This is a genomic window from Streptomyces sp. NPDC058470 (assembly GCF_042721055.1).
In the GTDB taxonomy this organism is placed as follows: domain Bacteria; phylum Actinomycetota; class Actinomycetes; order Streptomycetales; family Streptomycetaceae; genus Streptomyces.
Map to the genome: position 1 here is coordinate 90,765 of NZ_JBHXMF010000004.1, position 17,199 is coordinate 107,963.

Consider the following 17,199-nt stretch of genomic DNA (forward strand, 5'->3'; position numbering starts at 1 on the left):
TCAGGGACGCCCGATGCCGGACGGAATTCGTGTCAGTCGTCGCGCCCGGCGACTGGTGCGCGCCCAGTGCTCGCAGCGACCGCCGAGTGGACCGGCAACCGGCGGGTCTCACAGTGCTTGCGGCTGACGCCGCCGTGCTGGTGGACCTCCGCCGGGAGGCCCCAGGCATCGGTGTCAGGGCGCCATCACGAGTACGACCCGCGCCTGGTTCGAGCAGTTCCGGACCATCGAAGTAGCGCGCGAGCTGAGCCGTCAGGACCGAGCGGGTGCTGTGGGAGACGGGCAGGAAGGTCGGCCGCGACGGCTCCGTGACAACGATGGACTCGATCCGTACGAAATCGCGGTGGGCCGAACCTCAAAAGATCTGCACCCAGTGATCTTTCGGTTTGGCGACGTCAGGCGGCGGTGATCAGCGTCTCGGCGGCAGCCCGTGTGGCGGCGATCAGGCTGCTGCGCCGGCTGCTGCTGCTGACGACGACACCGGCGCCGTGGAACAGCATGTCCAGCTGGGCGGCGAGCATCTCGGGATCCCGTACGTCTGCCCGGGTGGCCAGTTCTGAGAACAGCTCATGGATCGCGGCACGGTAGGCGTCGGTGGCCCGCTGGACCTGCCCGCCCGCGGCGGGCTCGGCGCTGGCCCGCGCGAACGCGCAGCCACGATATGTACGGCGCCGCAGCCAGCGCGCCTGCGTGTCGAACACCGCGAGGATGCCGTCATGAGGATCCGAGAGCCGCCCGGCGGCGGTGCGCAGTTCGGCCAGATTCCGCTCGTGCCGGGCGCCCAGGTACGCGGCGACGAGCTCTTCCTTGCTGCCGAACAGGCGGTACAGCGATGCCTTGGCCACCCCGGCGTGCTCGATCACGCGGTCGATGCCTACGGTGTGCACGCCTTCGCTGTAGAAGAGCTCGTCGGCGGAGGCGAGCAGGCGTTCGCGGGGGGAGCGCGCCGCCGCTTTGCCGGGGATGTGAGTGGTCACGAGTTCGTCCCTTCGTTGTCGCCGGTCAGGCGGAGGACACCGGCCGCCGTCGCGGCGAGCAGTGCGAGAACGACGGCGTAGCCGAGCGTCGTCGCGGTCAGGTTTCCGGTGCTCTGCAGCACGATGCCCGCCACGATGGCCGGTACGCCGAACCCGAGGTAGGAAGCGATGTAGAGCAGCGACAACGTGTCCGCGCGCTCGGACTCCTCGACGGCGGGCAGCACCAGGTCCATGGCACCGCGGAAGCCGAAGCCGAATCCGGTGCCCGCTACCACCGCACCCGCCAACAGGAGCCACATCTGGCCCAGCAGCAGCGAAAACGCGGTGACTACGACCGCCATCAGCAGGCCCGTGATGCCGTATGCCAGTGACCTACGCCCGGCCAGCCCGGCGGTGGAGAACGCGACCACCGGGGCCACCGCCCCGACGATCGCGATGGGCAGTGCGCCGAGTATGGGGGATGACGAACCGGTGAGCAGGGTGGCGAGGTGCGGGCCGAACGCCCCGAACAGGCCCGATACGGCCCATACGGAGAACAGGACGGGCACGGCGGCGCCCAGCAGCGCCAGTATCCGTCGCGGTGCGTGCAGCCTGGGTCGTAGGGAGCGCACCGCTCCCGGCGTGTGCGGCGCGGTCTCGGGCAACCGGGACAACGCGACGATCTGTAGTACCAGCACCATGGCGAACACCAGGTACACCAGGCGGGTCGGCATGGGGGCGAAAGTGACCAGCACGGCCGAGCTCAGAGCCCCGAGTGCCGACCCGATCGGAGGCGCTGCGGAGTTCGCGATCCGGCCACGCTCGGCGTCGGTGTCGAGCAGCGCCGCCCCCACCGCCGCTAGACCCGCGCCCGTGGACAGCCCCTGAAGCACGCGCCCCACGAGCAGCTCGCCGACGCCCCCGGCGGTGGCGAACACGAGCATCGCCACCACCTGCACGAGGAGTGCGGGCCAGATGACCGTCCTACGTCCGATGTGGTCGGAGACCCGACCGAGCACCAGCAGGGCCAGCAGCAACGCGAGGGCGTACGCGCCGAACACCACCGATGTCGCCGCCGCCGACACCCCCCACAGCTGGGCATACACGCCGTAAAGAGGAGTCGGGGCGCTGGAGGTCGCGAGGAACATCGCGCTGATCGATGTCAACAGGGCGATATGCACCGTTACGCCGGGGCGTGTTGACACGGCCCAATCTGGTCGAGCGTCCGTTGCGGTCATGTCCGTACCCTACCCGAATAAGACAGATCTGTCTCTTGAAAAGAGACAGATCTGTCTCAAGATCGGTTCGCCCGCACGGAAGCGCTCGCCCGGGCTGGACGAGCTGCCTTGTGCGGGGACCCCGCAGCCGTGAAAACCGGCTCGTACCGAAGTCGAGGACGGTGCGGTCGGCTCCGGCGGCAGACTGTTCCCGCGAGTGCGGGGAGCACCCTCCCGGGCGGCCTTGACGCACCGCTCATCTGGCGGGCCGGGGGGCCGCGATCTTGACCAGGCTCCGCCGCCGTGCGTGGCGCCGCTGCCGGCGTGCTGATCAGCGGGCGGCTCGAGTGGCGGCGCTGAATCCTGGCCGGCGTCAGCGCAGTTCGGCCAGTCCCTGCTGCTGGGTCTTGATGGGCTGGTAGCCGAGTTCTGTGCGTGCTTTGGTGATGTCGATGGTGCACTCGCGGCTGGACACCCACATGCCCATGTAGTCCAGCGGGGGCGCGCCCTTGAGTCGCAGGCCTCGCCAGAGCGTTTCGCCGACTGCGGCGACCGTCTTGGCCACGCCGTAGGGCAGGGACCGGGTTGGCGCGGAGACACCCTGGGTGGCCAGCAGCTCGGTGAGGATGTCGCGGAAGACGACGGGCGCCCCGTCGGTCACGAAATACGCCTGGCCGGGGCGGCCGCGCTCGGCCGCGAGCATCAGCCCTTCCACGGCGTTGTCGACGTGCGTGGTGTCGGTGCGGTGCCGACCGCCGTCGATCCATGCGAAACGACCGCTGTTGACCATGTCCACCAGTGCGGGCAGCACCGTGGTGTCTCCCGTGCCCCAGACGAAACGCGGACGCAGCACGATGGTCTCCAGGCTGCCGTTGGCTTTGATCACGATCTGTTCGGCGGCCGCCTTGGACGCGGCGTAGTGGGCGCGCGAGTCCGGCCGCAGCGGGGCTGACTCGTCCACGTTGACCAGCGGCTGGCCGTTCATGATGGATGCCTCGGTGCCGACGTGGACCAGTCGTCGCACCCCCGCCTCGCGCACGGCGCGTACGAGGTTGGCGGTGCCGTCGACGTTGTCCGTCCAGAACTGCTTGCGGGTGCCCGGGCCGGCGATGCGTGCTGCGGAGTGGAAGGCCAGCTCGCTCCCTGCTGCGGCGGCGCGCAGGCCGGCCAGGTCTGCCAGGTCCCCCCGCACCGGGACGGCGCCCAGGTCTTCGACCTTGCCGGCCGCGCCGTCACTGCGCGCCAGTGCGCGGACGGCATGTCCGTCCTTGATCAAGCGGGTGATCAGCCGGCTCCCGACGAACCCTGAACCGCCGGTGACGAAGACGGTAGCCATGATGCGGCTCCTTACTATAGTGATCGGTATAGCTATGTCGTTCACTATACTTACGGGCATGGCGAGACCCAAGTCGGATTCACGGGAGAAGATCCTCTGCGTGGCGCATCTACTGCTGTGCCGTCAGGGCTTCAAGGGGACAGGACTGGCGCAGATCATCGAAGAGTCCGGCGCGCCTCGCGGATCGGTCTACTACCTCTTCCCGGGCGGCAAGGAGGAGATCGCGGTCGAGGCCGTCCGGATCGCCACGGCGGACTCGGTGGCCTTCATCGACGCCACCCGCCAGGCCAGCCACACCGCCCGGCAATGGGTCACTGCGCTGTTCGAGAACTGCTCACGCAACCTGCGGGACAGCGGCTTCACCGAGGGGATGCCGATCACCACTGTCACCCTCGACTCCGTGCCCGGCTCCGCCGCGCTCACCACGGTCTGCCACGAGGGCTACGAGTCTCTGGTGTCGGCCCTGCAAAAGGGCCTGGAAGGTTACGGAGTCTCCTCCGCGGAACAGGCCCGCGGGCTCGCCACACTCCTGCTCTGTGCATTGGAAGGCGCCATGATCCTTGCCCGCGCCCACCAGTCCCTGGATCCCTTCCAGCAGATCACGCCGCACCTCCTCCCTCTGCTCCCCGAATGAGCGGCCGCTGACTGCGGACGCAGAGTCGGGGGCCGACAGGAACCAGCCCGGTGCCCACGTGGCCCCGACGATCCACGATGGATCTTGAACTGACGGGTCGGCGTGCTGCCGTAACTGGCGGGATCCGAAGGGCGATGGCCTTGCAGTGGCCGCGGATCAGACCGACCACCATCGTGGTGGTCCGTGTGGTCCGCGTGGACAGCAGGAGGCGGGACTGGTGGACAGCGTATTCGGCGCCCTCGGCTGGGCCTTGGTTGTTCCTCTGGACTGTCAACCCGCCGGGTTCCTTTACGTAGCGGGCGCTTGACGGATGGTCAGAGCAGATGATCACGGCCCGCAGTCCGCGGACTCACCCGTGACCGCTGCCGGGCCAGGTCCTCCCCCCTGCAGAATCAGGACGGAAGCTGCTCACTGAGACTTGCTTACGGTTTTCGCGATGCGGGCCGGTTCAGCGGCCCCGCCCCCGCGATCGCCCCCACGTCCGTCCCCCCGTCCGTCGTTGCGCCGTCGGTGGTGGTGCCGCCGTCCGCGGTGCCGCCGGTGGTTGTGGTGCCTCCGTCGGTGGTGCCGGTGGTGGTTCCGCCGTCTGTGGTTCCGCCGTCCGTGGTGGTGCCGTCCGTGGTGGTGCCGCCTGTGGTCGTGGTGGTGCCGCCGTTCGTCTGGCCCTGGGTCTGGCCGTTCGTCTGGCCCGGGGACTGGGTGGGGGACTGTGTGCCGCCGGTCGTCGTGCCGCCGTTGTCCTGGCCGCCGATGGCGGGGGGCTCGGTGGTGGGCTCGTCGGTCGGGAGTTGCGGTTCCTCGGCGCCCGGCTGGAGTTCGAGGTCGAAGTCGGTCGCCTCGGTGCCGTCCAGAGCGGCCTTGGTGAACTGGGCCCAGATCTGCGCCGGGGGCCCGCCGCCGTTGATGCGGGCCTGGCCGAGGGCGCCGTACAGGGACTTGTGCGCGCCGGTGTCGGGGTCCTGGCCCATGACGGAGACGACGGTGGCGAGGTCGGGGGTGTAGCCGGCGAACCAGGCGGCCTGGTCCTCCTCGGCGGTGCCGGTCTTGCCGGCGGCGGGCCGGTCGGCGCCCTGGGCCGCGGTGCCGGTGCCGCCGTCGACGACGCTCTGGAGCATGGACGTGGTCGTGTCGGCGGCCTCGCGGGTCACCACCTGCTGGGTGTCCTGCTTCGGCAGCTGTACGTCCTGCGCGCCGTCGTTGGTGATCTTGTCGACCAGGGTGTACGTGCCGTGCTTGCCGTGGTTGGCGAGGGTGGCGTAGGCCTCGGTCATGTCGAGGACGCTGGCGGTGGCCGGGCCGAGCGCGATGGAGGGGGTGGCGGTCAGGTCGGGGGTGTTGGCGGGGAGTCCGAGGTCGATCGCCGTCTGCTTGACCTTGGCGGGGCCGACGTCCACCGCCATCTGTGCGTAGACCGCGTTCACCGACTTGTCGGTGGCGGTGCGGACGGTGATGTCGCCGTAGGAGACGCCGTCCTCGTTCTCGGGCGCGTAGGTGCCGCCGTTCCAGCCCTCCACCGGGCGCCGGTCGGTGCCGTCGTAGAGCGTGTTCGGGGTGATGGTCCGGCCGTCCTGGGTCTCTGAGTCGTTCTGGACGGCCGAGGTGAAGACGAAGGGCTTGAAGGTGGAGCCGACCTGGTAGTCGCGGCGGGTGGCGTTGTTGACGTACTGCTGGGTGTAGTCGATGCCGCCGTACATCGCGACGACCTTGCCGGTGGAGGGGTCGATGGCGACGCCGCCGGCGCGGACGTAGGTGTCGACCTTGCGGTTCTCCTTGTCGAGCTTGTCCGTCACCTGGTCGTTGACGGCCTCGACGAAGGCGTCCTGCCTGGGTTTCTGGATGGTGGTGGTGATGCGGTAGCCGCCGGTGGCGAGGGTGTCCTCGTCGATGACCTTGTTGGTGGTGAGGTAGTCCTTGACCGCCTGGACGAGGTAGCCGCGCTGGCCGGACATGCCCGCCGAGCCCTTGGCCTCCTTCGGCGCGGGGAACTTGACGGCGGCGCGGTCCGTGGCGCTCAGCCAGTCCTTCTTGACCATGCCGTCGAGTACGTAGTTCCAGCGGGCCTCGGCCGCGGACTTGTTCTCGGGGTGCGCGATCACGTCGTATTCGCTCGGTGCGTTCAACAGCGCGGCCAGGTAGGCACCTTGACCCACCGTCAGGTCGATGGCGTCGACGCCGTAGTACGCCTGGGCGGCAGCCTGGATGCCGTACGCGTTGCGGCCGAAGTAGCTGGTGTTGAGGTAGCCCTCGAGGATGTCGTCCTTGCTCTTCTCGCGGTCGAGCTTGATGGAGATGAAGAACTCCTTCACCTTGCGGGTGACCGTCTGCTCCTGGCCCAGGTAGTAGTTCTTCACGTACTGCTGGGTGATCGTCGAGCCGGACTGCTTGCCCTTGCCGGTGGCCGTGTTCCAGGCGGCGCGGATCATCGCCTTGGGGTCGACGGCCGACTCGGAGTAGAAGTCCCGGTCCTCGGCGGCGAGTACCGCGTGCTGGGCGTCCCTGGAGATCTGCGCGAGCGTCACGTTCTCGCGGTTGATCTCGCCGTCGCGGGCGAGCTGGCTGCCGTCGGCGTAGAGGTAGACGTTGCTCTGCTTGGTCGCGGCGGCGTTCGCGGGCGGGATCTTGACGAGGTAGTAGCCGAGTGCGAAGAGGCCGATCAGGAGCAGGATCACGGTGAGGAAGGCGCCGAGCACCATGCGCCAGGTGGGGATGATCCGCCGCCAGCCGGTGCGCTGGCGCTTCTGCTTCTTCTGCTTCCCGCCGGGCGCCGGCTGCGGCACGGGCCCAAATCCCGGTCCCGGTCCTTGACCCGGTCCCGGTCCTTGACCCGGTCCCTGCCCCTGACCAGGTTCCTGTCCTCGTCCCGGGCCCGGGTGCGGTTCCCTGGGCGCCCAGCCCTGGCTGTTCTGCTGTGGCTGCGGCTCGTCGCTCATCTGTTCGCCGGACTCCCGTTTCGCGTCGTACGTTCCCGTACGCCCTCGTACGCCTGTTGCGCCCCCTCTTGAAGACTCTCGCACCATGCGTTCCGTTCCCTCATCTCGGCACGCGTCGGGCCCGGAAAATGCCTGGCGGGGTGGGGCACCCGGCGGCTAGGGTCGTGCGCTTCGGCCTTGACGCGCTGAGGGAGGGCCTCTTTGTGGGCACAGGGCGGTTGTACGTCGCCGTCGCAGTCGGCGGCTTCCGTCGGTACGCCACCTATCGGGTGGCCACTGCGGCGGGCCTGTTCACCAACACCGTCTTCGGGCTGATCCTGGCGTACACCTTCATCGCGCTCTGGGACGAGAAACCGCACCTCGGCGGCTACGACCAGGCGCAGGCGCTCACCTATGTGTGGCTCGGGCAGGGGCTGCTCGCGGCGGTGGCGGTGATGGGCGGCGGTTTCGAGGACGAGCTGATCGAGCGGATCCGTACGGGGGACATCGCGATCGACCTGTACCGGCCCGTCGATCTGCAGTTGTGGTGGCTGGCGCAGGACATGGGCCGGGCGCTGTTCCATCTGCTGGCGCGCGGCGCGGTCCCGCTGGCGTTCGGCGCGTTCTTCTTCGAACTCGCGCTGCCCACCGACCTGTTGACGTGGATCGCGTTCATGGTCGCGGTCGCCCTCGGGGTGCTCGTCAGCTTCTCGATCCGCTATCTGGTGGCGCTGTCGGCGTTCTGGCTCATGGACGGGGCGGGCGTGGCGCAGATGGCCTGGATCCTGGCGATCTTCTGCTCGGGGATGGTGCTGCCGCTGAACGTCTTCCCGGGCGTGCTCGGCGAGGTCGTACGCGCCCTGCCCTGGTCGTCCCTGATCCAGGCGCCCGCGGACGTGCTCCTGGGCACGGCCGATCCGCTGGGTACGTACGCCTTCCAGATCGCCTGGGCGCTCGCGCTGCTCGCGACCGGGCGGCTCGTGCAGTCGGCGGCGACGCGGAGGGTGGTGGTGCAGGGTGGCTAGCCAGGTCGAGGGGCGGGTGGCGGATGCCTCGTGGCCGGCGCCCAGGCAGCGGGCGTACGCCCGTGTGCGTGACGGCTTGCGCGCCTATCGCATGATCGCCGCCATGTGGATCCGCTCCACGATGGCCTACCGTGCCTCCTTCGCGATGACCCTGTTCGGCAACTTCGTGATGACCGGCCTGGACTTCGTGACGATCCTGCTGATGTTTTCGCAGGTCGACCGGCTCGGGGGTTACTCGCTTCCGGAGGTCGCCTTCCTGTACGGCCTCGGGGGCACCGCCTTCGGGCTCGCGGACCTGGGGTTCGGCACGATGGACCGGCTGGGTCGGCGGGTGCGCGACGGTACGTTCGACACGCTTCTCGTGCGGCCGGTGCCCGTCCTGGCCCAGGTCGCCGCCGACCGTTTCGCGGTGCGCCGTATCGGCCGGGTCACCCAGGGACTGCTGGTCCTCGGGTACGCCCTCGTCGCGCTCGACATCTCCTGGACGCCGCTCAAGGTGCTGCTGATCCCGCTGGCGCTGCTCAGCGGCGGTGCGATCTTCGGGGCCGTGTTCGTGGCGGGCGCGGCTTTCCAGTTCGTGGCGCAGGACGCGTCCGAGGTGCAGAACTCCTTTACGTACGGCGGCAGTACGCTCCTGCAGTACCCGCCGACCGTCTTCGCGAAGGACCTGGTGCGCGGGGTGACCTTCGTGTTCCCGCTGGCCTTCGTCAACTGGCTGCCCGCGCTGTATGTGCTGGGGCGGCCCTATCCGCTCGACCTGCCGACGTGGGTCGCCTTCACCCCACCGCTGGTGGCCGCGGTCTGCTGTGTGCTGGCGGGCCTTGCCTGGCGGGCGGGACTTCGTTCGTACCGGAGCACGGGGAGTTAGGGGATTTTCTTGTACGCCGATGTGGACGTGGACAGCGAACTCGCGTGTGTGGACGGTGACTTCATCGTGCTCGAAGGCGTCGAGAAGGTCTTCGACGTGCGCAAGAAGACCGGGTTCCTGCGCAGTGAGCGGCGGCAGGTGCGGGCGGTCGACTCGATCTCCTTCACCGTGCCGCGTGGGCAGATGGTCGGCTACATCGGTCCGAACGGTGCCGGGAAGTCGACCACCATCAAGATGCTGACCGGCATCCTCACTCCGAGTGGTGGCCGGCTGCGGGTCGCGGGCATCGACCCGTCGCGCGAGCGGACCCGGCTCGCGCAGCGCATCGGCGTCGTCTTCGGGCAGCGTACGACCCTGTGGTGGGACCTTCCACTGATCGACTCGTACCGGCTGATGCACCGCATGTACCGGATCCCGGACGCCCGTTACCGTGAGAACCTCGACCGGTGTGTCGAACTTCTGGAGCTGGGTGCCCTGTTGGACGTGCCGGTGCGGCAACTGTCCCTGGGGCAGCGGATGCGCGGTGACATCGCGGCGGCTCTGCTGCACGATCCTGAGGTGCTGTATCTCGACGAGCCGACGATCGGGCTCGATGTGATCAGCAAGGCGCGGGTGCGGGAGTTCCTGCGTGACCTGAACGCCGAGCGCGGTACGACGGTCCTGCTCACCACCCATGACCTCACGGACATCGAGCAGTTGTGCAAGCGGGTGATGGTCATCGACCACGGGCGGCTGATGTACGACGGTGCGCTGTCGGGGCTGCACGAGGTGGGGGAGAGCGAGCGGACGCTGGTGGTGGACCTGGAGCGGGAGCTTCCGCCGATCGAGGTCGGCTTGGCGCGGGTGGTGAAGGTGGAGGGGCCGCGGCAGTGGCTCGCGTTCCCGGCGGCTCAGTCGGCGGCTCCGCTCGTGGCGCGGATCGCGGCGGAGTATCCGCTGGTGGACCTTTCGGTGCGGGAGCCGGACATCGAGGCGGTCATCAGCCGCATGTACGCGGAGAAGGCGGTCTCGTAGGCTGCCTTCCATGAGTGAGCCTGTGCCTTCCGAGGGACGCGACGACGGGCGGCTGACGCCGCGGGACCCCGGACTCCCCGACCCAGGACTCCCCGGACCCGAACTCCGGGCTTCGGATGCCGACCGGGAGAGAGTCACCGAAGTGCTGAGGGACGCCCTCGCGGAGGGCCGCCTCGACATGGAGGAGTTCGAGGAGCGGCTGGAGGCGACGTACAAGGCGCGTACGTACGGGGAGTTGGCGCCGATCACCCGTGATCTGCCGGCCCCGGGCGTGACGCCGCCCGTGGTGAACATGGTCAAGCAGCCCGCCGGGAGCGGGACGGGGGGCTGGGCGGACCGGATCGTCGGCGGCGAGGGTTCGTCCTCGTGGGGTGTCGCGATCATGGCGGGTTTCCAGCGCAAGGGGCGCTGGACGATGCCCAGGCGGTTCAACTCCTTCGCGTTCTGGGGTGGCGGCGAGATCGACCTGCGCGAGGCGTACTTCGCGGACCGCGAGGTGGTCGTCAACTGTGTCGCGATCATGGGCGGTATGAACGTCGTCGTACCGCCCGGTGTCGAGGTCGTCGTGCGTGGCATCGGCATCATGGGCGGCTTCGACCACCGTGAGGAGGGTGTCCCGGGCGAGCCCGGTGCGCCGCGGGTGGTCGTCACGGGCTTCGCCTTCTGGGGCGGTGTGGGCGTGGAGCGGAAGCTGACCCGCGCCGAGCGCCAGCGCCTGAAGGAGGAGCGCCGCCAGGAGAAGCTGGAGCGGCGCGAGGCCCGCAAGGAGCTGCAGGGTTCACGCGGCGACCGCGACGGTCTCGGCGACGCGTTCGACGTGCTGGACGAGGCCCGCGACCTGGTCCGCGAACGGCACGAGGAGCGCAGGGATCGGCACGAGGAGCGCCGGGAACGGCATCAGGAGCGGCGCGATGAGCGCCATCGGCGGCGGCACGGGGGCCATTGACGTCCGGCTGCGGCTGCGGCTCCGGCTTTGGCTTCGGCTCCGGCTTCGGCTCCGGAGCACCCGGTGTGTGACCTCTCGGGTGTCGGAGCACCCGGTGTGTGACCTCTCGGGTGCTCCGACGCTTGGTGTGATCGGCTCGTGCGAAAGGCGGTCGGCCCCTACGTCGTGGCCGTCACCGATTGCGTCAGTGATCCCAGGTCGAAGACCTCCGCCATCCGCTTGTATCCCTTGTCACTGGGATGCAGATGATCGCCGGAGTCGTAGTCCGGGCGGAGCCTGCGCGGGTCGTACGGATCCTGCAGCGCCTCATCGAAGTCGACCACCGCGTCGAACACCTTTCCCGCCCGGATCTCCGCGTTGATGGCCTGGCGGACGGCCTCACGCGGGTCGGAGTAGCCGCCGGACCGCTGGAACGGCATCAGGGTCGCCCCGATGACGACGAGCTGGTGAGCGTGCGCCTGCCGGACCAGCGTGCGCAGTCCGGCGGTGATCGTCCTGGCATTGACCTTGTTCGGGTTGCGCAGGAGGTCGTTGATGCCGAGGTCGATGACGACGGCCTTGACGTTCGGACGGCCGAGGACGTCGCGGCCGAAGCGGGACAGGGCGCTCGGGTTCTCGGCCGGGCTGCCGGACCGGGAGGTGAGGAGCTGGTTTCCGCCCATGCCCTGGTTGACGACGCTGTAGCGGGGCGCTCCGTCGTCGGCGGCGGCGCGGAGCCGCTCCGAAAGGTAGTCGGGATAGCGGTGGTTGGCGCCCACGGTGGCGGTGCCGCCGTCGGTGAGGGAGTCGCCGAGGGCGACGATGGTTCCCACGGACTCGTCGCTGAGGACGTCGACGGCGGTCAGATAGCGCCAGTACCGCGTCTCCTCGGTGTACGAGACTCCGCTCACCTCGCCCGAGAGGTCGCCTTCGGCGGCGTAGGAGATCTGGCGTGCGTGCGGGTGGAAGGTGACCGGGCCCGACCGCGTCGGCGAGAACGTGGTGACGAGTACGTCCGAGTCGCTCGGGATCCGCACGGTCACCGCGTCGCTCAGCACCTGCTGCCCGGGGGGAATGACCACGGAGGTGTTGCCGCCGAAGGTGAGGCGGGTCATGGTGCCCGCCGCGGCGGCGGCGCTGTTCGCGGTCGCCGCGACGGCGATCGTGGCGTGCGTGATGGCGAGACGCTGTCGTCCGTAGAGGTTGGAGAGCGTGATCCGGGCACTCGTTCCGCTCGCACTCGTGTGGATGATGTTCCGGACCGATCGGCCGGCCATGCCGTTGGTGCCGGTGCCCGGCTCGGCTCCGGCGGGGGAGGCCGACCAGGCGCCGACCCAGATGCCGGTGGAGGCGGGAGCGGCGGTGCCCCGCGGGGAGCGGGGGCCGGCGAGGTTGCTCTGTCCGCCGCGCTCGTCGGCGGCGACGCCGACGTATATGGCGGCGGAAACGACCACGACCATGGCGACGATCCCGGCCAGCAGGGCATAACCACGACGCTTGGTCATGCGATGCGTTTCTCCTCGGGCGAGGGGAGCCCGAGGCTCCGATGCGATCACCCCATGATGCGTCATGGGCCGGGCGAAACCGCCACACTCGTGCAACTTCAGCCGGAACTCTGCCCCGCGGGCAGCCGCCGGGAACTCCTGTCCCGTTCCGGGAGTCGGTCAGGAAGGGACAATGTGTACGGGGGACGCGAACGGGTGGAGTGGATGGAACGTACGAATCCGGAAGAAGCGGGCGCGGATGCCGATGGGCAGCATGCCCTGCCGGACGCCGCGATGAACCGGGAGGGCCCGCCCAAGGCCGACGCGCGCCGTGCGATGACCTCTTTCAGCCCTGCCGACGAGGAGAAACAGCGGGGCGTACGCCGGATGAAGGCGACGGCGGTCGGCCTGCTGCTCTTCGTGGCGGTCGTGTACGTCCTCGCCAAGTGGGCGTCGAACGAGGGCGCCGGCCCGTGGGCCGGATACGTCGCCGCGGCCGCCGAGGCGGGCATGGTCGGCGCGCTCGCCGACTGGTTCGCGGTGACGGCCCTCTTCCGCCACCCGCTGGGCCTGCCCATCCCGCACACGGCGATCATCCCCACCAAGAAGGACCAACTGGGCGTCTCGCTCGGTGAGTTCGTCGGGGAGAACTTCCTCTCGGAGGAGGTCGTACGGGGTCGGCTGCGCGCCGTCGGCATAGGCAGCCGTCTCGGTGCCTGGCTCGCCGAACCGGAGCACGCCGACCGGGTGACGGCCGAGCTGGCCGCCGCACTCCGGGGGGCGCTGACCGTGCTGCGCGACTCCGACGTACAGGCGGTGGTCGGCGAGGCGATCACGCGGCGCGCGGATGCCGCCGAGATCGCGCCCGGCATAGGAAAAATGCTGGAGAAGATCGTCGCGGACGGTGGCCACAAGCGCATCGTGGACCTGGTCGTGGCGCGCGCTCACGACTGGCTCGTACTGCACGACGCGCAGGTCATGGACGCGGTGCAGGGCGGCGCCCCCGGCTGGACCCCGCGGTTCGTCGACAAGAGGGTCGGCGAGCGCGTCTACAAGGAACTGCTCCGTTTCGTCACCGAGATGCGTGACGCCCCCTCGCACCCGGCCCGCGGCGCCCTGGACCGATTCCTCACCGACTTCGCCTCCGACCTCCAGTCCGACACCGAGACCAGGGCCCGCGTCGAGCGCCTCAAGGGCGAGGTTCTCGGCCGCGGCGAGGTCCAGGACCTGATCGCGTCCGCCTGGACCGCCGTACGGTCCATGATCGTGTCCGCCGCGGAGGACGAGCGGAGCGAGCTGCGGCTGCGGGTGCGGGCGTCGTTGCTGTCGCTGGGTGCCCGGATGGCGGTGGAGCCCAAACTCCAGGCCAAGGTCGACGGCTGGGTCGAGGGCGCGGCGGTGTACGTCGTGACGACGTACCGGCGCGAGATCACCTCCCTGATCACTGACACCGTCGCGAGTTGGGACGCCGAGCACACGACCCGGAAGATCGAGGCCAACATCGGGCGTGACCTGCAGTTCATCCGGATCAACGGCACGGTGGTGGGGTCGCTGGCGGGGCTGCTGATCTATGCGGTGTCGCGGGCGTTGGGGGCGTGAGCGTCGGCTGCGGGTTGGGGTTCGGCGTCGGGTGGCGTGCTCGGCGTCCGGCAGGCCGCGCGCTGTTCGACGGGCGTGAGAAGCACAGATCAGGGCACTCTGGTTGGGTCACCCAAGGATCACTCACTGATCGCCAGTCGATCACCCAGGGTCACTCGACGGAGAGGGAGCCATGACAGCATCAGCGACGCCGGGCGCCGTGCCCGCCTCCACGGGAACGGTCACCACGTCGGTACCGGCCCGTCTGGACCGGCTGCCGTGGTCCCGCTGGCACTGGATGATCGTGATCGGCCTGGGAACCGTATGGATCCTGGACGGCCTGGAGGTCACCACCGTCGGCAACATCGCCGGCCGCCTCTCCGAGGAGGGCAGCGGGCTTGCCGTCTCCACCGCGCAGGTCACCGGTATCGCGGCGGCGCTCTACGTGGCGGGTGCCTGTGCGGGCGCGCTGTTCTTCGGCTGGCTGACCGACCGCTACGGCCGCAAGAAGCTCTTCATGATCACCCTGGCGGTCTATCTCCTCGCGACGGCTCTCACCGCGCTGTCCTTCTCGCCCTGGTGGTTCTTCGTCTTCCGCTTCCTCACCGGCTTCGGTATCGGTGGCGAGTACGCCGCCATCAACTCGGCGATCGACGAGCTGATCCCGTCCAAGTACCGCGGCCGGGTCGACCTGATCATCAACGGCAGTTACTGGCTGGGCGCGATCGGCGGAGCGCTGCTGTCCGTCGTCATGCTGAACACGTCCATCTTCCCCAAGGACGTCGGCTGGCGGCTGACCTTCGCGCTCGGCGTCGTACTGGGTCTGGTGATCCTGCTGGTCAGACGGCATGTGCCGGAGAGTCCGCGCTGGCAGTTCATCCACGGCCACGGCGAGGAGGCCGAGGCCCTGGTCTCCTCCGTGGAGCGCGAGATCGAGCAGGAGAAGGGCGAACCGCTGCCACAGCCCGACCGTGAGATCACCATCCAGCAGCGCAGGAGCGTCGGCTTCGGCCTCATCGCCAGGACCGTCTTCGGCCGCTACCGGAAGAGGGCCACGCTCGGTCTCGCCCTCTTCATCGGGCAGGCGTTCCTCTACAACGCGATCACCTTCGGCTTCGGCGCCATCCTCACCACGTTCTTCGACGTGCCGACGGGCAGTACCGGTTACTACTTCGCCGTCATCGCGGCCGGCAACTTCCTGGGCCCGCTGCTGCTGGGCAAGCTGTTCGACACGGTCGGCCGACGCGTCATGATCTCCTCGACGTATCTCCTCTCCGGCATCCTGCTGTTCGGCACGGCCTGGCTCTTCGACCGGGGCTCGCTGAGCGCGGTGACGATGACGGCCTGCTGGTGCGTGGTGCTGTTCTTCGCGTCGGCGGGCGCGTCCAGCGCGTATCTGACGGTCTCCGAGGTGTTCCCGATGGAGACCCGCGCCATGGCCATCGCCTTCTTCTACGCGCTCGGCACGGCGGCCGGCGGTATCAGCGGCCCGCTGGTCTTCGCCGACCTCACGAAGTCCGGCGTCGTCGGCGACACGGTGCTCGCCTTCCAGATCGGAGCGGGCCTGATGTGCGCGGCGGGCCTGGTCGCGGTGTTCTTCGCGGTGAAGGCGGAGGGCCGTTCGCTGGAGGACATCGCCACGCCGCTGTCGGTGGTGGAGAAGGAGTCGCCGTCCTCGGCACCGGCGACGTGAGGCGGGCGTTGCGGGCACTCCTCAGGCGGGAGGCCTTTGAGTAGCGGGGCGGAGGGCCTGAGTACCCGTACTCTGTCGGGCCACCGCACGCCGCGCAAACCTCGTACGCATGACCGAGAAGCTGTTGAGCCCTCTGCGAACGCGCCCCTGGCCGGAACGCTGGCTGACGCGCGTGCTCGGCGCCGCCCTCTCCGGCGCGGCGTACCTCGTCTGCGTCCCGTGGAATCTGAACAACCGCGCCCGGACGCTCGGTTCCGCCGACGAGACGACCCCGGTGACGGTCATCGGGGTCGTCGGGGTCATCGGTCTGGCCCTGGTCCTGCTGACACTGGCGGCCTACTTCGGCCACCGGGACTACCTGGGCTGGCCCCTGCTGCTGGTGGCGGGACCCCCTGCTGCCCTGCTGTACGTCTCCCTGCGCACGAATCCCGGATCGCCGGACGGCATGGCGCACTCGTGGCCCCTGACGTGGGGGTTCTGCACGTTCCTGATCGGTGTCGCGGTGCTTGTCACGGCGACGGTGGCCCGCCGGTTCCGGCCGGCTGAGGAAGACTCGACGGACGGACTGCTGTACGCCCACCTCACCTGAGGAGCCGCTCCCCATGACCGTCCGCAGGATCGTCCCCGACATCCAGGTCGACTCCGAGGAGTCGATGAGGACCAACAGTGACTTCTACGGCCTGCTCGGCCTGGAGCAAGTCATGCACCTGGGCTGGGTCATGACCCTCGCCTCCCCTTCCAACCCCACCGCCCAGATCAGCTTCTTCACCGAGGAGCGGACCGCCCCCGTCGTCCCCGACCTGAGCGTGGAGGTCGACGACGTCGACGCCGTGTACGCGCAGGTGCTCGCCTCGGGCGCGGAGGTCGTACGGGAGCTGCGGGACGAGGAGTGGGGCGTACGGCGCTTCTTCGTACGGGATCCGAACGGGCGGGTGGTGAATGTGCTGGGGCATAGGGGAGCGGAACCCCTCACGGGTTAAGCCCCCGTCGTAGAACCCGGCCGGATGATCATCAGGACCGTGACGGTGGCCCAGAGCAGGTTGAAGATCCCGGTGAACATGGCGAGCTGTGCGGTCGCCCGCGGGGTCACCGTGACCGCACGGCCCCCGGCGTCCCAGATGCCCTCCATGATCGACGCCTGCCTCGGCAGCACCAGCGCGGCGAGGACGACCGCGGCGAGGGCCGTCAACGCCATCGAGACGATCAGCCAGGTGTCGCCGAGTACGCCCATGTTGTTCGCCGTGGCGAACCCGAAGACGGGAACGGCGACGCTGACGGTGGCGTACACCTGGCAGATGCGATGCAGCAGGCGCGTGGTCGCGAGGGTCTGCGCGTCCCCCGGTTCGGCGAGCGCCTTGCGCGCGGTGGGCGGGAACATGCTGGCGGCGACCGTGACGGGCCCGATGGCGACGATCGCGACGATGACGTGGACGGCGAGGAGGAACTTGGTCACGGGGTGACGGTAGGGGCGGCGGGGATCTTCCAGAAGTGGCGATATTGCCAGTACTCAACGGATTCTCGCCAGGGCGGTTGGGGAGGGTGCCAGAGTCGCCCGAGCTC

Annotated in this window: 15 protein-coding genes; 9 read left to right on the forward strand and 6 right to left on the reverse strand. The window is 69.2% G+C overall.

Annotation, left to right across the window (positions count from 1 at the left end; translation table 11 throughout):
- Positions 1-395 precede the first annotated feature (395 nt).
- The 3 genes from ACFWP7_RS04180 to ACFWP7_RS04190 all read right to left on the reverse strand — a co-directional run bounded on the left by ACFWP7_RS04180 (position 396) and on the right by ACFWP7_RS04190 (position 3,509).
- Positions 396-977, reverse strand: a complete 582-nt coding sequence (locus ACFWP7_RS04180; RefSeq protein WP_384375678.1) for a TetR/AcrR family transcriptional regulator — start codon at positions 975-977, stop codon at positions 396-398.
- Positions 974-2,122, reverse strand: coding sequence for an MFS transporter (locus tag ACFWP7_RS04185; protein WP_384375681.1), 1,149 nt, complete (start codon positions 2,120-2,122; stop codon positions 974-976). The genes ACFWP7_RS04180 and ACFWP7_RS04185 overlap by 4 nt, the downstream gene beginning before the upstream one ends.
- A gap of 424 nt (positions 2,123-2,546) precedes the next feature.
- A complete protein-coding gene (locus ACFWP7_RS04190; protein WP_384375684.1) occupies positions 2,547-3,509 on the reverse strand; it encodes an NAD-dependent epimerase/dehydratase family protein in 963 nt (320 codons plus the stop codon).
- Positions 3,510-3,567: 58 nt separating this feature from the next.
- Here ACFWP7_RS04190 and ACFWP7_RS04195 point away from each other — a divergent pair, with 58 nt between their 5' ends.
- On the forward strand, positions 3,568-4,143 hold the full coding sequence (locus ACFWP7_RS04195) for a TetR/AcrR family transcriptional regulator (protein ID WP_384375687.1): 576 nt from the start codon (positions 3,568-3,570) through the stop codon (positions 4,141-4,143).
- Between the two features lie 422 nt (positions 4,144-4,565).
- Here the strand turns inward: ACFWP7_RS04195 and ACFWP7_RS04200 are convergent, their stop codons facing one another.
- Entirely contained in the window at positions 4,566-7,073 is a 2,508-nt protein-coding gene (locus ACFWP7_RS04200; RefSeq protein WP_384375690.1) for a transglycosylase domain-containing protein, read from the reverse strand.
- 203 nt (positions 7,074-7,276) lie between these two features.
- On the opposite strand from ACFWP7_RS04200, the gene ACFWP7_RS04205 reads away from it, so the two are divergent.
- From ACFWP7_RS04205 to ACFWP7_RS04220, 4 genes are read left to right on the forward strand one after another with little or no spacing between them, the layout of a single operon-like run.
- The gene (locus ACFWP7_RS04205; RefSeq protein WP_384375693.1) at positions 7,277-8,077 is read left to right on the forward strand and encodes an ABC transporter permease; all 801 of its coding nucleotides are present in this window, start codon (positions 7,277-7,279) and stop codon (positions 8,075-8,077) included.
- Positions 8,078-8,093: 16 nt separating this feature from the next.
- Positions 8,094-8,945 (forward strand): ABC transporter permease, encoded by an 852-nt coding sequence (locus ACFWP7_RS04210; RefSeq protein WP_384376097.1) that lies wholly within the window; start codon positions 8,094-8,096, stop codon positions 8,943-8,945.
- A gap of 9 nt (positions 8,946-8,954) precedes the next feature.
- Positions 8,955-9,959 (forward strand): ATP-binding cassette domain-containing protein, encoded by a 1,005-nt coding sequence (locus tag ACFWP7_RS04215; protein ID WP_384375696.1) that lies wholly within the window; start codon positions 8,955-8,957, stop codon positions 9,957-9,959.
- 10 nt (positions 9,960-9,969) lie between these two features.
- Positions 9,970-10,905: a DUF1707 domain-containing protein gene (locus tag ACFWP7_RS04220; protein WP_384375698.1), complete on the forward strand. Its 936-nt coding sequence runs from the start codon at positions 9,970-9,972 to the stop codon at positions 10,903-10,905.
- Between the two features lie 158 nt (positions 10,906-11,063).
- Here the strand turns inward: ACFWP7_RS04220 and ACFWP7_RS04225 are convergent, their stop codons facing one another.
- Complete coding sequence (locus ACFWP7_RS04225; RefSeq protein WP_384375701.1) at positions 11,064-12,389, reverse strand: SGNH/GDSL hydrolase family protein; 1,326 nt, start codon at positions 12,387-12,389, stop codon at positions 11,064-11,066.
- A gap of 174 nt (positions 12,390-12,563) precedes the next feature.
- Between ACFWP7_RS04225 and ACFWP7_RS04230 the strand changes: the two genes are divergently transcribed.
- From ACFWP7_RS04230 to ACFWP7_RS04245, 4 genes are all read left to right on the forward strand, one after another.
- Positions 12,564-13,967: a DUF445 domain-containing protein gene (locus ACFWP7_RS04230; protein ID WP_384375704.1), complete on the forward strand. Its 1,404-nt coding sequence runs from the start codon at positions 12,564-12,566 to the stop codon at positions 13,965-13,967.
- A gap of 172 nt (positions 13,968-14,139) precedes the next feature.
- Complete coding sequence (locus ACFWP7_RS04235; RefSeq protein WP_384375707.1) at positions 14,140-15,639, forward strand: MFS transporter; 1,500 nt, start codon at positions 14,140-14,142, stop codon at positions 15,637-15,639.
- A 109-nt stretch (positions 15,640-15,748) separates the two neighbouring features.
- Positions 15,749-16,228, forward strand: a complete 480-nt coding sequence (locus tag ACFWP7_RS04240; protein ID WP_384375710.1) for a hypothetical protein — start codon at positions 15,749-15,751, stop codon at positions 16,226-16,228.
- 13 nt (positions 16,229-16,241) lie between these two features.
- On the forward strand, positions 16,242-16,619 hold the full coding sequence (locus ACFWP7_RS04245; RefSeq protein WP_384375713.1) for a VOC family protein: 378 nt from the start codon (positions 16,242-16,244) through the stop codon (positions 16,617-16,619).
- Here the strand turns inward: ACFWP7_RS04245 and ACFWP7_RS04250 are convergent.
- Positions 16,616-17,092: a hypothetical protein gene (locus ACFWP7_RS04250; protein WP_384375716.1), complete on the reverse strand. Its 477-nt coding sequence runs from the start codon at positions 17,090-17,092 to the stop codon at positions 16,616-16,618. The genes ACFWP7_RS04245 and ACFWP7_RS04250 overlap by 4 nt on opposite strands.
- Between the last annotated feature and the right edge of the window lie 107 nt (positions 17,093-17,199).

Bases quoted from the DNA above. Each gene is read 5' to 3' on its own strand.
- ACFWP7_RS04195 (WP_384375687.1), top strand. From the start codon at position 3,568: ATGGCGAGACCCAAGTCGGATTCACGGGAGAAGATCCTCTGCGTGGCG.
- ACFWP7_RS04190 (WP_384375684.1), bottom strand. From the start codon at position 3,509: ATGGCTACCGTCTTCGTCACCGGCGGTTCAGGGTTCGTCGGGAGCCGG.
- ACFWP7_RS04245 (WP_384375713.1), top strand. From the start codon at position 16,242: ATGACCGTCCGCAGGATCGTCCCCGACATCCAGGTCGACTCCGAGGAG.
- ACFWP7_RS04220 (WP_384375698.1), top strand. From the start codon at position 9,970: ATGAGTGAGCCTGTGCCTTCCGAGGGACGCGACGACGGGCGGCTGACG.
- ACFWP7_RS04240 (WP_384375710.1), top strand. From the start codon at position 15,749: ATGACCGAGAAGCTGTTGAGCCCTCTGCGAACGCGCCCCTGGCCGGAA.
- ACFWP7_RS04235 (WP_384375707.1), top strand. From the start codon at position 14,140: ATGACAGCATCAGCGACGCCGGGCGCCGTGCCCGCCTCCACGGGAACG.
- ACFWP7_RS04225 (WP_384375701.1), bottom strand. From the start codon at position 12,389: ATGACCAAGCGTCGTGGTTATGCCCTGCTGGCCGGGATCGTCGCCATG.
- ACFWP7_RS04200 (WP_384375690.1), bottom strand. From the start codon at position 7,073: ATGAGCGACGAGCCGCAGCCACAGCAGAACAGCCAGGGCTGGGCGCCC.